Source organism: Streptomyces sp. SolWspMP-5a-2 (genome assembly GCF_900091845.1).
In the GTDB taxonomy this organism is placed as follows: Bacteria; Actinomycetota; Actinomycetes; order Streptomycetales; family Streptomycetaceae; genus Streptomyces; species Streptomyces doudnae.
In genome coordinates this window covers 1-17850 of record NZ_FMCI01000341.1, presented here as the reverse complement: position 1 = coordinate 17850, position 17850 = coordinate 1, and the positions used below count along the sequence as shown (strand labels likewise).

The following is a 17850-nucleotide window of genomic DNA, read 5'->3' as shown; positions in this document are numbered from 1 at the left end:
CCCGGGGTCGGGGCGTCGCGGGAGACCGGCGCCCGGGTCGGGACCCCGGGCTGGAGGACCGGCGCGATCGGCGGGCGCTGCGGCAGCGGGCGCGGGGTCAGCCCGGAGACCCAGGCGTAACTGAGCCCGCCGAGCCCGGCCAGCGCGAGCGCGCACAGGGCGAGCCGCAGCCGGGGCCGTCCCGCCGTGGACCGTTTCGCGGCCCTGAACAGGCGTCCGGTGACCTTGACGGAGAGGTAGACGACACCGGCCATCGGGCACAGCAGCATCACGCTGCCGATCACCCCGACCAGCCCCGCGACGATCTGCCCGTGCCCGAACGCCTCCCCGGTGCCGAGGAGTTGGCCGGTCAGCGAGCGGGTCATGGTGGTGAGGATGCGGGGCAGGTTCCACAGCGCGTAGCCGAGTTCCCCCGCCAGCAGCGGCACCATGGTCAGCACCCAGGTGGCGACGATGACGCGCGCCGAGCGCTTCAGCCCGGCGACCTCGGCGCGGGCGGCGGTGCCGCGGGCGCCCGGCACCAGACCGAGCAGGATGGGCCGGATCTTGCCGTACAGGTCGGGCACCCCGGCGAGGTCGCCGAGGATGTAGTAGCCGTCGAGCCGCACGGCCGGCATCAGCTGTTCCAGGATCTCGAAGTGGCCGAGGTAGACGGCCGCGAGGAAGAACTGGGCGCCGGTCGCGAGGTAGGCCGCGGCCATGGCCAGCATGAAGACGACGTTGAAGTAGACGCCGCCGAGGTCGGTGCGCAGCCGTCCGGCGCGGCCGATCCGGTAGACGTCGGTGACGTCGGTGTACATGGACGGCCAGATGAGGAAAAGGCCGCAGCCGATGCAGCCGGGTCTGGCCCCGCCGTACCGGCAGGCCGACGCGTGGCCGAACTCGTGGAAGACCAGCGAGGCCACCGTCAGACCGAAGACGATCAGGATGAGGACCGGCTGGTCGAGGACTTCGAGGACGGGTTCGATCGCGCCGTGGAAGCCGAACAGCCAGGTGTCCATGACGAGGGCGGCCAGCAGGACGGCCACGACCACGGGCGGCCGGTGCAGCCAGGCGAACGCCCCGGCGATCCGGGCCGTCCGCTGCTCGTCGAAGACGACCCGGTGGCCCTTGAGGGCGAGCAGCAGGTCGGAGCGCGGGGCGTCGACCTCGTCGCTCTCCTGGCCCGCGGGCACCGTCACGCCGAGCGGTTCGAGCTTGTTCTCGACCAGGTAGCGGACGTTCTCGCCGCTGACCTCGCGGCCGAACCGGCCGCTGACCCGGTGCGCGATGGCCTCGCAGTCCCGCGTCCCGTCGACACTGGCGGCGACCAGGTACAGCAGCCGGGACAGCTGCACGACCTGGCCGTCGCCCCGGCGGGCGATGTACTTGGGTTCGGTGAAGCCCGACCCCTGGTACTCGCCGTGCAGGTCGAGTCCCGCGCTCAGCCGCGGCACGGACGGCTGCCCGGGGGCCGCCCGCGCGCCGGTCGCCGCCTGCTCGTACGTCACCGGTGCCCCGCCGGGCCCCGGCACGGGCCCGGTGTCGTGCCGCGCGTCGGCGCCACCCCCGAGCAGCGTCATGTCCGTTCTCCCCCCACGCCCCGTTCCCCCCACTCGTCCCTGCGGCGCCCCGTGCCGTCTCCCCCCGGGGACGGCACGGGGGCGGACCGGGCGTGTCGGCCGGTCCGCCCCCGTGAGCGGCGTCGCTACTGGCGGACGCTGATGCTCTGGACGGCCTGCGACTGGGCGGACGAGAACGACGAGTGGTCGTTGACGGCGGCGGAGTCGTTGGCCGCCGAGATGTTCGCGACGTGCTTGGTGACGTTGACGGTCTTGTTGAAGCTGAACTTCAGCCGACCGAGGGCCTCGCGGCCCGGCAGCAGCTCGGCGGACTCGGTGTCCAGCTCACGCATGTCCATGCTCATGACGGATGTCCTTTCAGAGGTTTCCGGTGGAGGTGACGCGGGGGCGAGCGGCCGCTACTGGCGCACGCTGATCGTCTGGCCGGCGCCGGAGTCGGCCACCGAGAACGCGGAGTGGTCGTTCAGGGCCGCCGACTGGTTGGCCGCCGAGATGTTCGCGACGTGCTTGGTGACGTTGACGGTCTTGTTGAAGCTGAACTTCAGCCGACCGAGGGCCTCGCGGCCCGGCAGCAGCTCGGCGGACTCGGCGTCGAGCTCGTGGGCGTCCATCATGATCATTTCCCCCTCGGGAACGGTCGGATCCGATCGGACGGAGTCAGGTACCCCCCGGACTCTGTCCAATCTGGTCGGACGTTCTGTCCAACGAGATTGGACACTAGGGCCTCGGCGGGCCGCCCCGCAACCCGTTCGGGAAATCACCCTTTCGGCGGTCGCAGCCGACGACCGTAGAATCGGCCCCGACCTGGACGGCTATGCCGAGCGGCGAGCAGGAGTGACCCACCCGTGGCCAACGCACTGCAACAGTTGATCCGTGCCCACCTCGACCGCAGAGGCTGGTCCTACGGCGACGTCGCCCGCCATGGCGGCCTGCCCCGCTCGACCGTGCACCACCTGGCCACCACCGAACGCGTGGTGCGGATGCCGCAGGCGGCCACCCTCGAAGGCCTGGCCAAGGGCCTGGACGTGCCGCTGGACACGGTGCGCAGGGCGGCGGCCGAGGCGTGCGGCATCCACGTGTACGACACCCCGGCCGACCCCGAGGTCGACCTGCTGATCGCCAGCGTCCAGAAGCTCTCCGCCGACGACCGCCGCCATGTGGCCGCCCTGGTGGAGTCCCTGCTGGACCGCTCGGACACGAGGGCGTCGGAGAAGTGACGGACCGCGGCCGTTCCCGCCGCGCCGGCGGGCACGGAAGGGTCCACTTCCGTCAAGTCGGAAAAAGAAATCCAACTGCCCCCGAAGGGCACGAGAACCCCCGCTAGTCTCTCGAAGCGGCCCGTGGAGCGAGAACCGCACGCCCCGGGCTCCAGGGGGAAGATGTGTTGTTCGTGCACGGCGGACCGGCCACGGCCGTGGTCCGCAATCCGGCGGGCGAGTCCGTCGTCCTGCTCTCCGGCGAGCTGCCCGAGGTGCTCACCGACGCCTCGGTCCTGGACCTCGTCGATCTGGCCGCCGCGGTCCTGGAGGCGGACGAGCTGCCGCTGTTCCACGACTGCCTGCGCAGACTCCGCAGGGACGGCATGCGCGCGGGACGGCGAATAGAGGTCGGTGGCGCGGTGCTCACCGTCTACCAGGGGTGACAGAGGCGCGGGAAGGGACCGCCGGGGCGCGGCGGGAAGGACGGATGTGCCCGGAGCCGGACTTGAACCGGCACGCCCGCGAACGGGCAGCGAGGTTTAAGCTCGCCGTGTCTGCATTCCACCATCCGGGCAGGCCATGGGCTCCGCAACGAGGTGCCGAGCCTATCGGGATCCCCCATCCGAACACCGGGCCAGGGGCTCGATGTTGTCTTATTTTATTGACGTCTGAGGGTGCATCAGCCACCGGAACTCGCCATCCGCACTTGCCAATAGCCTTGTACGGGCCTCCGTACGCCGGCCGGTGGGTGGCACGGAATGACGGAATTTCACCGCCCGAACGAGGGTGCTCCACCGGTTCTCGACGAACCGGGCCGCGTCAGGGGCGAACCTCATCCCCAGGTATGACATGACGGCGCCGACTCCGCCCGGAGTCCCCCCTCGGAACCGGAACTGCGGCTGACTCCACGGGCCCGCACGGCCATCAGGATGGAACACGTCCCTCTTTCCGCCACGCGTCGCCTTCGCATCGTCAACGACGTCGTCCTCCGAGGAGTTCCTTCCCGTGACCACCACACCCGTCGCCGGCCGGACCACTGCCACCGTGGCCGCACGCGCCACGGATCTCTCGAAGATCTACGGACAGGGCGAGACCCAGGTGGTGGCCCTCGACCGGGTCTCCATCGACTTCCACCAGGCCGAGTTCACCGCGATCATGGGACCGTCGGGCTCCGGCAAGTCCACGCTGATGCACTGCGTGGCCGGTCTCGACAGCTTCTCGTCCGGCTCGGTCCGGATCGGCGACACCGAACTCGGCTCGCTGAAGGACAAGCAGCTCACCCGGCTCCGCCGCGACAAGATCGGCTTCATCTTCCAGGCGTTCAACCTGCTGCCGACGCTGACCGCGCTGGAGAACATCACGCTGCCGATGGACATCGCAGGACGCAAGCCCGACCAGCAGTGGCTGGACTCGGTGATCGAGATGATCGGCCTCTCCGGCCGCCTCGGCCACCGCCCCTCCGAACTCTCCGGCGGCCAGCAGCAGCGCGTCGCGGTGGCCCGCGCCCTGGCCTCCCGCCCCGAGATCATCTTCGGCGACGAGCCGACCGGCAACCTCGACTCCCGCTCCGGCGCCGAGGTCCTCGGCTTCCTGCGCAACTCGGTGCGCGAGCTGGGCCAGACCGTGGTGATGGTCACCCACGACCCGGTCGCCGCCGCCTACGCGGACCGGGTCGTCTTCCTCGCCGACGGCCGCCTGGTGGACGAGCTGTACGGCCCCACCGCCGACACCGTGCTCGACCGCATGAAGCAGTTCGACTCGAAGGGGCGCACCAGCTGATGTTCCGCACAGCTCTGCGCAACGTCTTCGCGCACAAGGCCCGCCTGCTGATGACCGTCCTCGCCGTGATGCTCGGCGTGGCGTTCGTCTCCGGGACCCTGGTCTTCACCAGCACCATCTCCAACGCCTTCCAGAACAGCTCGGCCAAGGGCTTCGACGGTGTCGACGTCTCCGTCAGCCCCACCTACCAGGAGGGCCGGGGCGACTCGCTCGGCAAGCCGCGCGAACTGACCCAGGCGCAGCTCGCCACCGTCGAGAAGCTCCCGGGCGTCGAGTCCGCGGTCGGTGTCGTCAAGGGCTTCACCGGCCTCGCCGACAAGCACGGCAAGCTCGTCGGCGGCGGCTTCCAGTCCGAGGGCGCCAACTACTGGGGGACGAAGGACGCCCGCTACCCGCTGGTCTCCGGCTCCGCCCCGCACGGCGCCGACGAGATCGCCATCGACTCCCGGACCGCGGAGCGCACCGGCTACAAGGTCGGCGACACCGTGCGCGTCTCGGTCGACGGACCGGTCCTCACCCCCCGGGTCAGCGGCGTCTTCCGCACCGACGACGGCAACGTCGCGGCCGGCGGCAGCCTCGCCCTCTTCGACACCGCGACCGCCCAGAAGCTGCTGGCCAAGCCGGGCACCTACGACTCGATCGACGTGAAGGCCGCCGCGGGCACCTCCCAGACGGAGCTGAAGGCCGCCCTGGACAAGGCGCTCACCACGAAGGCCGTGGACACCGTCACCGGCAAGAAGCTCGCCGACGACCAGGCCGAGGCGATCTCCCGGTCGATGAGCGGCCTCAAGCAGGGCCTGCTGGTCTTCGCCGGGATCGCGCTCTTCGTCGGCACCTTCATCATCGCCAACACCTTCACCATGCTGGTCGCCCAGCGCACCAAGGAGCTGGCGCTGCTGCGCGCCGTCGGCGCCTCCCGCCGCCAGGTCACCCGCTCGGTGCTGATCGAGGCGTTCGTGGTCGGCTCGGTCGCCGGTGTGACCGGCCTGCTCGCGGGCATCGGCATCGGCGCGGGACTGCGCTCCCTGCTGGGCACGTTCGGCGCCGACCTCCCCGACGGCCCCCTGGTCGTCGAGCCGAGCGCGATCGTCGCCGCCCTCGCGGTGGGCATCCTGATCACCATGCTGGCCGCCTGGCTGCCCGGCCGCAGGGCCGCGCGGATCCCGCCGGTCGCCGCGATGAGCAGCCTGCACGCGCAGGCCACGACGAAGTCCCTGGTGCTGCGCAACACGCTGGGCGCGCTGTTCACCGGCGCGGGCGTCGCGGTCGTCCTGTGGGCGACCACGCTGAGCGGCTCGGACGGCCAGGCCCCGATGGGGCTCGGCGCGGTGCTGCTGATCATCGGCGTCTTCATCCTGACCCCGCTGCTGTCGCGCCCGCTGATCGCCGCCGCCTCGCCGGTGCTGCGGATCTTCGGGGTGTCGGGCAAGCTGGCCCGCCAGAACTCGGTGCGCAACCCGCGCCGCACGGCCGCCACCGCGTCCGCGCTGATGATCGGGCTCACCCTGATCACCGGGATGACGGTGATGGCGGGCAGCGTCCAGCAGGCCATCGAGAAGATGGCGGCGTCCGCGATCCGCGCCGACTACGTGGTGTCGATGGCCAACGGGCGCGAGCTGTCCAAGGACGTCGGCGAGAAGCTGGCGGCGTCCGGCGACGTCACCGCCTCCAGCCCGCTGCGCAACGCCCCGGCCCGGATCGGCGGCGAGACCGAGTACCTGACCGGCGTCAACGGCTCCACCATCGGCCGGCTGACCGACCTGAAGGTCGACGACGGCGACTTCAAGATCTCCGGCGACCGGATCGTCGTCGACAAGGGCACCGCGAAGCGCAACCACTGGACGGTCGGCTCGCAGCTCACGGCGCACTTCGAGGACGGGAAGGCCGAGCGGCTGACGGTCTCCGGCGTCTACGAGGGCAACGAGGTGATCCAGGGCGCGCTCATGGACATCTCGACGCTGACGCCGCACGCGAGCGACAGCCGTGACATGCAGGTGCTGGTGAAGACCAAGGACGGCGTGTCGAGCGCGTCCAAGGACAAGCTGATCAAGACGCTGGGCACCAATCCGGTGATCCAGGTGCAGAGCAAGCAGGACCTCTCGGACAGCATCGCGCAGATCTTCACGCTGATGCTGAACATGCTCTACGGCCTGCTCGCGATGGCGGTGATCGTCGCGGTCCTGGGCGTCATCAACACGCTGGCCATGTCGGTGTTCGAGCGCTCGCAGGAGATCGGCATGCTGCGCGCGATCGGCCTGGACCGCAAGGGCATCAAGCGGATGGTCCGGCTCGAGTCCCTGGTGATCTCCCTGTTCGGCGGGGTGCTCGGCATCGGCCTCGGCGTGTTCTTCGGCTGGGCGGCCGGTGAGCTGCTGGGCACGAGCATGCCGACGTACGAGCTGGTCCTGCCCTGGGCCCGGATGGGGATCTTCCTGCTGCTGGCGGGCTTCGTCGGTGTCCTCGCGGCGCTGTGGCCCGCCCGCCGGGCGGCCCGCCTCAACATGCTGACGGCCATCAAGGCCGAGTAGCGCCGACGCAGACCCGCGAGGGCCCCGTTCCGCTCGGGAACGGGGCCCTCGCGCGTCTCAGTTCCAGGTCCTGGCGCGCAGCGGCAGCCCGGCGGCGCCGGACTCGGGGGTGCGCACCGCGAGCACCTGGTTGACGCCGATCCGGTTGCCCTCGAAGGCGAGCGCGCTGGCCGCCATGTAGAGCCGCCACACCCGGGCCCTGCCGGGTCCGGCCAGGGTCGCCGCGCGTCTCCAGTCCGCCTCCAGGTTGGCCACCCAGCGGCGCAGGGTCAGCGCGTAGTGCTCGCGGATCGACTCGACGTCGCGCACCTCGAACCCGGCCCGCTCCAGTTGGGTGACGGTGGTGCCGACCGGCGCGAGTTCGCCGTCCGGGAAGACGTACGCGTCGATGAACGCGTCGACGTGGTAGGTCTCCTCGTCGCGCTGCGGGCGGCGGGCGATCTGGTGGTTGAGCAGCCGTCCGCCCGGTGTCAGCAGCCGGTACAGGTTCCGCGCGTACTCCAGGTACTTCTCGGCGCCGACGTGCTCGGCCATCCCGATGGAGGAGATCGCGTCGTAGGGGCCGTCGGTGACGTCCCGGTAGTCCTGGACCCTGATCTCCACCAGGTCGGTGAGGCCCTCGTCGGCGACCCGCTTGCGGGCGTAGGCGGCCTGTTCCCGGGAGAGGGTGACGCCGACGACCGCGACCCCGTGCTCGCGGGCCGCGTGCACCGCCATCGAGCCCCAGCCGCAGCCGACGTCCAGGAGCCGCTGACCGGGGGTCAGGGCGAGCTTGCGGCAGACGAGTTCGAGCTTGTCGCGCTGGGCCTCCTCCAGGGTGGCGTCCGGCCGCGGCCAGTAGGCGCAGGAGTAGACCATGGACGGCCCGAGGACGGTCTCGTAGAAGTCGTTGCCGACGTCGTAGTGGTGGCTGATGGCGCGCTTGTCGGTGCGCCGGGTGTGCAGGTGTCCCGGGCGGCGGATCTCCTCGGGGGGCGGGGCGGGCGGCAGCGGCAGCCCGGTGAGCCGCACCAGGCCGCGGACGGCGGCCCTGGCCCCGGGGTCGCGCAGGGTCTCGGTGAGGGACCTGGCGTCCTCGCCGCGCTCCCACACCAGCCCGGACATCAGGCCGAGGACGGTGTAGAGGTCGCCCTCGATGTCCAGGTCACCGGCCACCCAGGCGCGGGCCAGGCCCAGTTCGCCGGGTTTCCACAGCAGCCGGCGCACCGCCCGGCGATTGCGCACCACCAGGGCCGGTGCCTCCGGCGGCCCTGCCTGCGAGCCGTCCCAGGCGCGGATGCGCACCGGGAGTGGCGTTCCCAGCAACTGTTCGACGAGGCTCTTCAGCCGCAGCGCGGCGTCGCCCATGGCGCATACCTCCGTGACGACGTGACGACGGATCCCGGAATGTCCAATGTCCAGCACCACGTAAACACCTGGGGAGCCGTAAAGCAGTCCCGTGTGCGTGTCACGACTGGGCAAAATAGATGTACACGCCATGCAGATTGACCGGGGGCGCCGCCCGGGGCCGCGCGGGAACGCCGAAGGGCCTCCCGCACCACGGATGGCGGGAGGCCCTTTCGGATCGTTCGGCCGGTGGACCGGCTCAGCGGCCGGCGCTCGCCCGGCGGGTCAGGACGCCTTGGCCTTCTCGGCCTGGGGCTCGGCCTTCGCGGCGGGCGCGGGCGCGGGCTTGGCGGCCTCGTAGAACTCCTCGCGGGGGTTCTCCATGGCACCGAGGGCGACGACCTCGCGCTTGAGGAACATGCCGAGGGTCCAGTCGGCGAAGACGCGGATCTTGCGGTTCCAGGTCGGCATCGCCATGCCGTGGTAGCCACGGTGCATGTACCAGGCGAGGCGGCCCTTGACCTTGATCTTCATCTTGCCGACGACGATCATCGCGACGCCCTTGTGGAGCCCGAGACCGGCCACCGCGCCCTTGTTGGCGTGCGAGTAGTCCTTCTGCGGGAAGCCCCGCATCCCGGAGATCACGTTGTCGCCGAGGACCTTGGCCTGGCGCAGCGCGTGCTGGGCGTTCGGCGGGCACCAGGCGTTCTCGTTCCCGGCCTTGCGGCCGACGAGGTCCGGCACCTGCGCGTTGTCGCCCGCGGCCCAGATGTAGTCCGTGCCCTGCACCTGGAGCGTGGTCGCGGTGTCGACGTGGCCGCGCGGGCCGAGCGGCAGCCCGTACCGGGTCAGCGCCGGGTTCGGCTTGACGCCGGCCGTCCACACGACGGTGTGGGAGTCGACCTCCAGGCCGTTCTTGAGCACGACGTGGCCGTCGACGCAGGAGTCCATGGAGGTGGAGAGGTAGATCTCCACGCCCCGGCTCTCCAGGTGCTCCTTGCCGTACTGGCCGAGCTTGGGGCCGACCTCGGGAAGGATCTTGTCGGCCGCGTCGACGAGGACGAACCGCATGTCCTCGCGGGAGACCGTCTTGTAGTACTTGGCGGCGTCCCTGGCCAGGTCCTCGACCTCGCCGATGGTCTCCGCGCCGGCGAACCCGCCGCCGATGAAGACGAAGGTGAGCGCCTTGCGGCGGATCTCCTCGTCGGTCGTGGAGTCGGCCTTGTCGAGCTGCTCCAGGACGTGGTTGCGCAGGCCGATGGCCTCCTCGACGCCCTTCATGCCGATGCCCTGCTCGGCGAGGCCGGGGATCGGGAAGGTGCGGGAGACCGCGCCGAGCGCGATCACCAGGTAGTCGAAGGGCAGCTCGTACGACTCCCCGACGAGCGGGGCGACCGTGGCGACCTTGCGGTCCTGGTCGATGGTGGTGACCCGACCGGTGAGGACCTCCGCCTTCGGCAGCACGCGTCGCAGCGGGACGACGACGTGGCGCGGGGAGATGTTGCCGGCGGCGGTTTCGGGGAGGAAGGGCTGGTAGGTCATGTACGACCGGGGGTCGACGACCGTGACGGTCGCCTCTCCGTAGCGCATCTTCTTGAGAATGCGCCGAGCTGCGTACAGGCCTACGTACCCACCGCCTACTACGAGGATCCTGGGACGCTCCGTGGTGCTCATGGCATCGAGTATCCACCCGCCCCGAGGGGGTACCTCGTGCGCCCCTTCACAAGGTCCGACAGGGGCTGTGTTATCCTCCGCGACCCGGGCCGTTCGGGCACCCCCTTCCGGCCCCATCCGGTGTCCGTTACCCACCGTTGTCAAGGCCGCGTGAGCTGCTCCTCCGGCATCTCCGGGGACCCGGCCCGCCCCCGCGCGCGGCCCCCTCGGCCGCCGTCGGCCGCGCACCCCTGAACATGTTCAACTCCCAGGTGGGGCCCCCGAAAGGCCCTCTCGGACCCCGCTTTCGGCCCGGCACGGCAGAATTCCTTGTGAAGAACTTCACGAAGCTCGTCGGGGGTGTGCCACGAAGGACCCCGCAAACCCCCCGCCGGCCCGCTCAAACGCCGTCCGACCTGCTCAGGGGAGAGGCCGGACGGCGTCCGTGACCGGGCCTACGCGATCGACCAGGCGATGCCGTCGAGGATGTCGTGCTCGCTCACCACGACCTCCTCGGCGCCGATCCGGTCCATGATCGTCAGGAGCACCAGGGCGCCCGCGCCGATCACGTCCACCCGGCCCGGGTGCATCGAACCGATCGCCGCCCGCTCGGCGTGCGTGGAGCGCAGCAGCCGCTCGGTGATCGCGCGGACCTCCTCCCGGGAGACCCGGGAGTGGTGGATGGCGGCGGAGTCGTACTCCGGCAGCCCCTGGGCGATCGCGGAGACCGTCGTCACCGAGCCCGCCAGGCCCACCAGGGTGCGCGCCTCGCGCAGCGGCACCGTCTCCTCGGCGAGGTCGAGGGCCCGCTCCAGGTCGGCCCGCATCGCGGCGATCTGCTCACCGGTGGGCGGGTCGCTCACCACGCCGTCGCGCACCAGGTGCCGTTCCGTCATCCGGACGCAGCCGACGTCCACGGAGCGGGCCGCCCGCACCTCCTCGGCCCCCACCACGAACTCCGTGGAGCCGCCGCCGATGTCGACGACCAGGAAGGGCCGTTCGAGGTCGGGACGGGCCGTCAGCTCCCGGGTGGCGCCCGTGAAGGAGAACGCCGCCTCCTGGTCGCCGCTGATGACCTCGGGCTCGACGCCGAGGATGTCCAGCACCCCGCGCACGAAGTCGTCGCGGTTGGAGGCGTCCCGGGAGGCGGAGGTGGCGACGAAGCGCAGCCGCTCGGCGCCGTGCTCCTTGACGAGCGCGGCGTACTCGCGGCAGGCGGCGAAGGTGCGCTCCAGCGCCTCGGGGGCCAGCCGCCCGGTGCGGTCGACGCCCTGGCCGAGCCGGACGATGGTCATCCGCCGTTCCAGGTCGACGAGTTCACCGGTGGCCGGGTCGGCGTCGGCGACCAGCAGGCGGATGGAGTTCGTACCGCAGTCGATGGCGGCGACACGCGTCATGGGAAGGTCCTCGGCTCGTTGTGATGAGGTCACGCGCAGGCGTCGCCCGGCACCACGCAGGCGCCCTTGCGCCACCACTCGGGCAGCATGCCGAGCGCCTCGTCGCCCAGCGGGTTCACGCCGGGTCCCGCGGCCAGCGCGTGGGCGACCAGGACGTGCAGGCACTTCACCCGGTCCGGCATGCCGCCCGCGCTCGGAAAGCCCGTCAGCTCCTCGATCTCGTCCCGGCGGGCGATGTAGTCCTCGTGCGCCGCGCGGTAGGCGGCGGCGAGTTCCGGGTCGGTGGCGAGCCGCTCCGTCATCTCCTTCATCACGCCGTCGGCCTCCAGCGTGCCGATCGCGGAGTTCGCCTTCGGGCACGTCAGGTAGTACAGCGTCGGGAAGGGGGTGCCGTCGGGCAGCCGGGGGGCCGTCTCGACGACGTCGGGCTGACCGCACGGGCAGCGGTGCGCGATGGCGCGCAGGCCGCGCGGCGGGCGCCCGAGCTGCTGCTTGAATGCCTCGACGTCCGCGTCGGTGGGCTCGGTGCGCGGGGTGGTCGGCGGAGGCGTTTCCACTACGAACTGTCTCTCTAGTCAGGTCACTGGTCGGAGGCGTCGGACTTGTCGACCCCGTCCCATACGTTCGAGTACCAGGGGCGGTGGGCCGCCCCCAGACCGGCGCGCGACTGCTTGACCGCGGCCGGGTCGATCACGACGTAGCCGGTCTCACCGGGCATCACATAGTGCAGCCTGCGCCGGATCTGCTGCTCGGCGTACGCGTCGTCCTGCCAGCGCGCCTTGGTGTCACGCAGCTGTTCGACGCGCTCCCGGGCCTGCGCCTTGCGCCGTTCGAGACCGGCGATCTCGGCGCGCTGGGAGACGTACTGCCGTATCGGGTAGGCCAGCGCCACCACGAGCGTGCAGACCACGAGCGCCAGCAGCGCCGCCCGGCCGGTGAGCCGGGAGCGGTGGGCCTGCCGCTTCGTCTGGGAGCGGTAGACCCGGGCCGCGGTCTGCTCGCCGAGCAGCTTGATCCTGGTCGCGGTGGAGAACCGGTCCCGGTCCCTCACGGCCATGTTCCCCGCCTCCCGATCACACGCGCGTACGTCCCCGGACACGGTACGGGACCGGTACGGGGACGTACGTACGACTGGCTCGGGCGTGCCCCTTAACGGCGCAGCCCGCGAAGGTCAGCCCTTGAAGCGCGGGAAGGCGCTGCGGCCGGCGTAGACCGCGGCGTCGTCGAGGATCTCCTCGATGCGCAGGAGCTGGTTGTACTTGGCGACGCGCTCGGAGCGGGCCGGGGCGCCGGTCTTGATCTGGCCGCAGTTGGTGGCGACGGCGAGGTCGGCGATGGTGACGTCCTCGGTCTCGCCGGAGCGGTGGGACATCATGCACTTGAAGCCGTTGCGCTGGGCCAGCTCGACGGCGTCCAGGGTCTCGGTCAGCGAGCCGATCTGGTTCACCTTGACCAGCAGGGCGTTCGCGGAGTTCTCCTCGATGCCGCGGGCCAGGCGCTCCGGGTTGGTGACGAACAGGTCGTCGCCGACGAGCTGCACCTTGTCGCCGAGCCGCTCGGTGATGACGTGCCAACCCGCCCAGTCGTCCTCGTACAGCGGGTCCTCGATGGAGACCAGCGGGTAGGAGGCGACCAGCTCCTCGTAGTACTCCGTCATCTCGGCGGCGGAGCGCTCCTTGCCCTCGAAGAGGTAGGCGCCGTCCTTGTAGAACTCGGAGGCGGCGACGTCGAGGGCGAGGGCGATCTGCTCGCCGGGCGCGTAACCGGCTTCCTTGATCGCTTCGAGGATGAGGTCGAGCGCCTCGCGGTTGGAGCCGAGGTTCGGCGCGAAGCCGCCCTCGTCGCCGAGACCGGTGGCCAGGCCCTTGCTCTTCAGCACCTTCTTGAGGGTGTGGTAGACCTCGGTGCCCCAGCGCAGCGCCTCGGAGAAGGACTCCGCGCCGATCGGGGCGATCATGAACTCCTGGATGTCCACGTTGGAGTCGGCGTGCGAGCCGCCGTTCAGGATGTTCATCATCGGCACCGGAAGCAGGTGCGCGTTCGGGCCGCCCAGGTAGCGGAAGAGGGGGAGGTCGCTGGCCTCGGAGGCGGCGTGCGCGACGGCGAGGGAGACGCCGAGGATGGCGTTGGCGCCGAGCGAGCCCTTGTTGTCGGTGGCGTCCAGGTCGAACATCGCCTGGTCGATCAGCCGCTGCTCGGTGGCGTCGTAGCCGACCAGCTCGGGGCCGATCTGCTCGATCACGGCGAGGACGGCCTTCTCGACGCCCTTGCCCTGGTAGCGGTTGGGGTCGCCGTCCCGCAGCTCGATGGCCTCGAAGGCGCCGGTGGAGGCGCCGGACGGAACGGCGGCACGACCCGTGCTGCCGTCGTCGAGGCCGACCTCGACCTCGACCGTGGGGTTGCCTCGGGAGTCCAGGATTTCCCGGGCTACGACGACGTCGATGGACGGCACGAGCATCTCCTTCTTGGGATCTGAACACGGCGCGCGGGCGCCGCGGTGGGTTCTGCGAGACCGAGCCTAACCGGCTCCGGGCGATCGGCCAGCCGGTCGGTCACCCCCTGGACAGAACCGAGAGCAAAAAGTTTCTGAACGGAACAAAGAGAGGGGCGGCCGGAACGTGAAAAAGCCCCGCCCCGGTGCGTACGGGGGAACACGCACCGGGGCGGGGGCCCGTGGGGACGGGGGGTGACCCTCACGGGGTCCCATGATGAGGTCCACGGACAGGAGGGCGCTGTGGTTCAGCGAGCGGCCGCCTGTGCGTCCCGTCCGCGGACCCGACGGCTACTTCAGGTGGAGCTGCTGACCCGGGTAGATCAGGTCGGCGTGCTCGACGACGTCCTTGTTCAGCTGGAACAGCTTCGCCCAGCCGCCGGCGACCTTGTGCTTCGCGGCGATCGAGCTGAGCGTGTCGCCCGGGACGACCTTGTACTCGCCGTCGCCCTTCTTGACCTTCTTGCCGGTCGGGGTGGTGACGGTCTTCTTCGCGGCCGGGCGCTCGGCGGAGCGGGAGGCGGCCTGCGAGTCGGAGGAGCGCGAGCTGCCCGCGGAGCTGCCGGAGCTGTTCGACGAGCCGGTGGAGCTGCCGGAGCCGGTCGAGGTGCCGGAGCCGGTGGAGCCCGAGCCGCTGTAGGCGGCGCCGGACAGGCCGGTGCCGCAGCTCGGCCAGGCGCCCTTGCCCTGGGAGGCGAGGACCTTCTCGGCGACGGCTATCTGCTGCGCCTTGGACGCCTGGTTGGCCGTGGAGGCGTACTGCGTGCCGCCGTACGCGGCCCAGGTGGAGGCCGAGAACTGGAGACCGCCGTAGTAGCCGTTGCCGGTGTTGATGGCCCAGTTGCCGCCGGACTCGCACTGGGCGACGGTGTCCCACTCGGAGGCGGTGGCGGCGGAGGCGTTGCCCGCGGCCATCAGCGGGGCGGCGACGGCGGCACCGGTGACACCGGCGATGGCGATGGCGCGGGTGGCCTTGGACGGACGACGGTGCTTGCCCTTGCCGGAAAACAGCATGGTTGATCCCCTCACCGACGCCTGCGAGGTGAGCTGTCGGGTTCGGGCCGGTTGAGTGCCCGGCCGCGCCCCCCTGGGGAGAGGCACGGCTTAACCCCAAGCCGCTCCGGTCAACTGCCCGGTGCGGCACCTACCTTGGGTCCCCCGCTCCTGCCTTCGGCGCGTGACGCGACGACTGTTCCCGTACGGCCGCTGGCAGGATTCGGCGTTGCGGCAGCCGGGGCCCGTGGTGACGAGCGGTGTTGACCGTAGCCACGGAATCAGCGGAATTTCAAAGACGATCAGGGCTTCTGAGACTCATCCCACACTTTCACCAAACCGGACATTAGCTGGCGAATGCGGGCGTCAACTCCCCCGGAATCCCGCCGGTTTCGCCCTGTTTGCTACCCGACTTCGAGGGTCTGACCGGGAACGATGCTGCTGGGGTCGGAGCCGATGCTCCCCCGGTTCGCGTCGTACAGCGCGCGCCATCCGCCGTCGAGGCCCAGGGAGTCGGCGATGGAGCCGAGGGTGTCGCCCTCGCGGACCGTGTAGGTGTCGGCCGCGAGCGCCTCGGTGCGACCGTCCTCCGCGCTCTGGCCGCGGTGCTTGCCGGTGCCGGAGCCGGTCACCGCGCCGGTGTCGACGAGGCTCCAGGAACCGGCGTCCTGGCGGGCGTTGTCCGCGGTGTCGGAGGCCGCGGGCTCCCGGGGGTCGGCGGTGCGCTCCTCCTCGGGCGAGGAGGCGGACGCGGACGGCGCGGCGGACCCGGTGCCCTTGCCGCCCTTCCCGTCCCGCGTCCCGCCCTTCGCGGGCGACGAGGGGGAGGGCGAGGAGGTGGAGGGGGTGTCGGCCGACGGATCGGACGAAGGGGAGCTTTCCGCGCTCTCGCCGGACGAGTTGGACAATCCGGTGGAAGCGGAGGTGTCCGACGTATCGGAGGAGTCGGACGAGTCGCCGCCGAGGCCGGTGTCGATGTCCAGCAGGCCCGAGTCCTGCGTCAGACCGGCGGTCAGACCGCAGGTGCGGAAGGCGCCGACGCCCTGGTCGGCGAGGACCTTCTCGGCCACCGCGATCTGCTGGTTGCGGCTGGCGAGGTCGGCGCTGGGCGCGTAGTCGAGGCCGCCGTACGTCTCCCAGTCGTCCTGCGAGAGCTGGAGACCGCCGTAGCGGCCGTTGCCCGTGTCCTGGCTCCAGGAGCCGTCGGACGCGCAGTCCGCCACCTTGTCCCAGGTGGTGCCGTCGGCGGCGCTCGCCCCCGAGGCCGCCAGCAGCGGCAGCGCGATGGCGGTGCCGGTCACGCCGGCCGCGACGAGGAGAGCCGGGGCCTGGCGGGGGCGGCGGTGACGACCGTTCCCGGAGAGCATGCGGGAGCCTTTCACGAGGCGACAGGTGTCCGCGGTGCAGGGTGTACGGCACCGCGTTGATCCGTGAACGTATAGGCATACGAATGCTTGTCACAAGTTAATGCCGCACAGATCACGTGAAGATCACAGAGTTGAGGGAGCCTCACCTTTGCGCGGGGTGACGCGTTCGTCCCCTTCACGCCGGAGCCGCCCCTGCCGCCTCACCGCGCGCCGACGGGGGTGAACTCGACCGGCAGGGTGCGCAGTCCACGCATGATCAGGCCGCCGCGCCAGCGCAGTTCGGCCGGATCGGCGGCGAGGGCGAGGTCCGGCAGCCGGGTGAGGAGCGTGCGCAGCGCGGTCTGCCCCTCCAGCCGGGCGAGCGGGGCGCCGAGGCAGTAGTGCAGGCCGTGTCCGTAGCCCAGGTGCTGGTTGTCACGGCGCGTCAGGTCGAGGGTGTCCGGGTCGGCGAAGCGCGCGGGGTCGCGGTCGGCGGCGGCCAGGACGACGAGGACGGCGTCGCCGGGCGCGATGTCCTGGCCGCCGATGGTCAGCGGCCGGGTGGCGAACCGCCAGGTGGCCAGCTCCACGGGGCCGTCCCAGCGCAGGAGTTCCTCGACGGCGCTCTCCAGCAGGGCGTCGTCCCCCTGCGCCAACGCGGCTTGCAGGAGCGCGCGTTGGCCCGGGTCGCGGAGCAGGGCGTGGGTGCCGTTGCCGATCAGGTTGATGGTCGTCTCGAACCCCGCGAACAGCAGCACGAAGCACATGGCGACGACCTCGTTCTCGGTGAGGTGCTCGCCGTGGTCGCTGGCCCGGATCAGGTCCGAGATCAGGTCGTCGCCGAGGTCCGCGCGCTTGCGGTGGATCAGCTCGGCCAGATAGCCCCTGATCCTCTTCACCGACCGCGCGACCCCGCCCCGCGGCCCGCCGCCATGCCGGATCATCATGCCCGCCCAGTCCCGGAAGTCGTCCTGGTCCCCGGCCGGGACGCCGAGCAGGTCGCAGATCGCGTAGATGGGGAGCGGGAAGGCGAACTCGTGGATGAGGTCGGCGCTGCCCCGGTCCGCGAAGCCGTCGATCAGCTGGTCGGTCAACTCCTGCACGCGGGGCGCGAATTCGGCGACCCGGCGCGGGGTGAACGCCTTCGACACGAGGCGGCGCAGCCGGGTGTGGTCCGGCGGGTCGATGTTCAGCAGGTGCGTCATCAGACCGGCGTTGCGCTCACCGGGGATGCCGGTCCTGCTCCGGCCGCCCGCGTCCTCGGCGTGGTGCGTGGGGTTCTTGGAGAGCCGGTTGTCGGCGAGCGTCTGCCGGGCGTCGGCGTACCGCGTGACCAGCCACGCCTCGACCCCGCTCGGCAACCGCGTGCGATGCACCGGCGCGTGCTCCCGCAGCCAGGCGTACGCCGGGTAGGGATCGGTGGCGAACTCCCAGCTGAAGAGCGCGGGTTCGGGCCCACCGTGACGCGGCGCGGCAGCCGTGGAAGCGGGGGGCTCGACGTCGACGGAGGGCCCGGCGCCGGAGGCGGGTGGCCCGGCCTCGGCGGCGGGTGGTCCGGCCTCGGCGGCGCTGGCCT

The 17850-nt window shown here is 71.2% G+C and carries 16 protein-coding genes, 1 tRNA gene and 1 riboswitch; of the genes, 4 read left to right on the top strand and 13 right to left on the bottom strand.

Annotated elements, in window-relative coordinates:
• From GA0115242_RS33735 to GA0115242_RS33725, 3 genes are all read right to left on the bottom strand, one after another.
• Window positions 1–1562, bottom strand: a 1562-nt coding sequence (locus GA0115242_RS33735) for a hypothetical protein (protein WP_093835352.1), incomplete at its 3' end; no start/stop codon positions are given.
• 125 nt (window positions 1563–1687) lie between these two features.
• Entirely contained in the window at window positions 1688–1906 is a 219-nt protein-coding gene (locus tag GA0115242_RS33730) for a hypothetical protein (RefSeq protein ID WP_093835350.1), read from the bottom strand.
• Between the two features lie 54 nt (window positions 1907–1960).
• A complete protein-coding gene (locus GA0115242_RS33725) occupies window positions 1961–2176 on the bottom strand; it encodes a hypothetical protein (protein ID WP_176729962.1) in 216 nt (71 codons plus the stop codon).
• A 231-nt stretch (window positions 2177–2407) separates the two neighbouring features.
• Between GA0115242_RS33725 and GA0115242_RS33720 the strand changes: the two genes are divergently transcribed.
• Together GA0115242_RS33720 and GA0115242_RS33715 are read left to right on the top strand one after the other, a co-directional pair.
• Window positions 2408–2779 (top strand): helix-turn-helix domain-containing protein, encoded by a 372-nt coding sequence (locus tag GA0115242_RS33720; RefSeq protein WP_093835348.1) that lies wholly within the window; start codon window positions 2408–2410, stop codon window positions 2777–2779.
• A gap of 164 nt (window positions 2780–2943) precedes the next feature.
• Window positions 2944–3204, top strand: a complete 261-nt coding sequence (locus GA0115242_RS33715; protein ID WP_256089820.1) for a hypothetical protein — start codon at window positions 2944–2946, stop codon at window positions 3202–3204.
• A 47-nt stretch (window positions 3205–3251) separates the two neighbouring features.
• Here GA0115242_RS33715 and GA0115242_RS33710 read toward each other — a convergent pair.
• Window positions 3252–3335, bottom strand: a tRNA-Leu gene (locus GA0115242_RS33710).
• Between the two features lie 431 nt (window positions 3336–3766).
• On the opposite strand from GA0115242_RS33710, the gene GA0115242_RS33705 reads away from it, so the two are divergent.
• Both GA0115242_RS33705 and GA0115242_RS33700 read left to right on the top strand, forming a co-directional pair.
• Window positions 3767–4540 (top strand): ABC transporter ATP-binding protein, encoded by a 774-nt coding sequence (locus GA0115242_RS33705; protein WP_093835344.1) that lies wholly within the window; start codon window positions 3767–3769, stop codon window positions 4538–4540.
• Window positions 4540–7068: an ABC transporter permease gene (locus tag GA0115242_RS33700; RefSeq protein ID WP_093835342.1), complete on the top strand. Its 2529-nt coding sequence runs from the start codon at window positions 4540–4542 to the stop codon at window positions 7066–7068. Before GA0115242_RS33705 ends, GA0115242_RS33700 begins: the two co-directional genes overlap by 1 nt.
• Window positions 7069–7125: 57 nt before the next feature.
• On the opposite strand, the gene GA0115242_RS33695 is transcribed toward GA0115242_RS33700, so the two are convergent.
• The 9 genes from GA0115242_RS33695 to GA0115242_RS33655 all read right to left on the bottom strand — a co-directional run.
• Entirely contained in the window at window positions 7126–8415 is a 1290-nt protein-coding gene (locus GA0115242_RS33695; protein ID WP_093835340.1) for an SAM-dependent methyltransferase, read from the bottom strand.
• Window positions 8416–8679: 264 nt separating this feature from the next.
• Complete coding sequence (locus GA0115242_RS33690) at window positions 8680–10068, bottom strand: NAD(P)/FAD-dependent oxidoreductase (protein ID WP_093835338.1); 1389 nt, start codon at window positions 10066–10068, stop codon at window positions 8680–8682.
• Between the two features lie 434 nt (window positions 10069–10502).
• Window positions 10503–11444 (bottom strand): Ppx/GppA phosphatase family protein, encoded by a 942-nt coding sequence (locus GA0115242_RS33685; RefSeq protein ID WP_093835336.1) that lies wholly within the window; start codon window positions 11442–11444, stop codon window positions 10503–10505.
• A gap of 29 nt (window positions 11445–11473) precedes the next feature.
• The gene (locus tag GA0115242_RS33680) at window positions 11474–12001 is read right to left on the bottom strand and encodes a DUF501 domain-containing protein (RefSeq protein ID WP_093835334.1); all 528 of its coding nucleotides are present in this window, start codon (window positions 11999–12001) and stop codon (window positions 11474–11476) included.
• A gap of 23 nt (window positions 12002–12024) precedes the next feature.
• Entirely contained in the window at window positions 12025–12501 is a 477-nt protein-coding gene (locus GA0115242_RS33675) for an FtsB family cell division protein (RefSeq protein WP_093835332.1), read from the bottom strand.
• Window positions 12502–12615: 114 nt separating this feature from the next.
• A complete protein-coding gene (gene eno, locus GA0115242_RS33670; protein WP_093835355.1) occupies window positions 12616–13896 on the bottom strand; it encodes a phosphopyruvate hydratase in 1281 nt (426 codons plus the stop codon).
• A gap of 330 nt (window positions 13897–14226) precedes the next feature.
• On the bottom strand, window positions 14227–14949 hold the full coding sequence (locus GA0115242_RS33665; protein ID WP_093835330.1) for a LysM peptidoglycan-binding domain-containing protein: 723 nt from the start codon (window positions 14947–14949) through the stop codon (window positions 14227–14229).
• A 3-nt stretch (window positions 14950–14952) separates the two neighbouring features.
• A riboswitch (cyclic di-AMP (ydaO/yuaA leader) is annotated at window positions 14953–15121 on the bottom strand.
• A gap of 211 nt (window positions 15122–15332) precedes the next feature.
• Window positions 15333–16295: a LysM peptidoglycan-binding domain-containing protein gene (locus GA0115242_RS33660; protein ID WP_093835328.1), complete on the bottom strand. Its 963-nt coding sequence runs from the start codon at window positions 16293–16295 to the stop codon at window positions 15333–15335.
• A gap of 200 nt (window positions 16296–16495) precedes the next feature.
• On the bottom strand, window positions 16496–17850 hold a 1355-nt coding region (locus GA0115242_RS33655), incomplete at its 5' end, for a cytochrome P450 family protein (RefSeq protein ID WP_237549464.1).

Bases quoted from the DNA above. Each gene is read 5' to 3' on its own strand.
- GA0115242_RS33730 (WP_093835350.1), bottom strand. From the start codon at position 1,906: ATGAGCATGGACATGCGTGAGCTGGACACCGAGTCCGCCGAGCTGCTG.
- GA0115242_RS33725 (WP_176729962.1), bottom strand. From the start codon at position 2,176: ATGATGGACGCCCACGAGCTCGACGCCGAGTCCGCCGAGCTGCTGCCG.
- GA0115242_RS33700 (WP_093835342.1), top strand. From the start codon at position 4,540: ATGTTCCGCACAGCTCTGCGCAACGTCTTCGCGCACAAGGCCCGCCTG.
- GA0115242_RS33695 (WP_093835340.1), bottom strand. From the start codon at position 8,415: ATGGGCGACGCCGCGCTGCGGCTGAAGAGCCTCGTCGAACAGTTGCTG.
- GA0115242_RS33690 (WP_093835338.1), bottom strand. From the start codon at position 10,068: ATGAGCACCACGGAGCGTCCCAGGATCCTCGTAGTAGGCGGTGGGTAC.
- GA0115242_RS33685 (WP_093835336.1), bottom strand. From the start codon at position 11,444: ATGACGCGTGTCGCCGCCATCGACTGCGGTACGAACTCCATCCGCCTG.
- GA0115242_RS33675 (WP_093835332.1), bottom strand. From the start codon at position 12,501: ATGGCCGTGAGGGACCGGGACCGGTTCTCCACCGCGACCAGGATCAAG.
- GA0115242_RS33665 (WP_093835330.1), bottom strand. From the start codon at position 14,949: ATGCTGTTTTCCGGCAAGGGCAAGCACCGTCGTCCGTCCAAGGCCACC.
- GA0115242_RS33660 (WP_093835328.1), bottom strand. From the start codon at position 16,295: ATGCTCTCCGGGAACGGTCGTCACCGCCGCCCCCGCCAGGCCCCGGCT.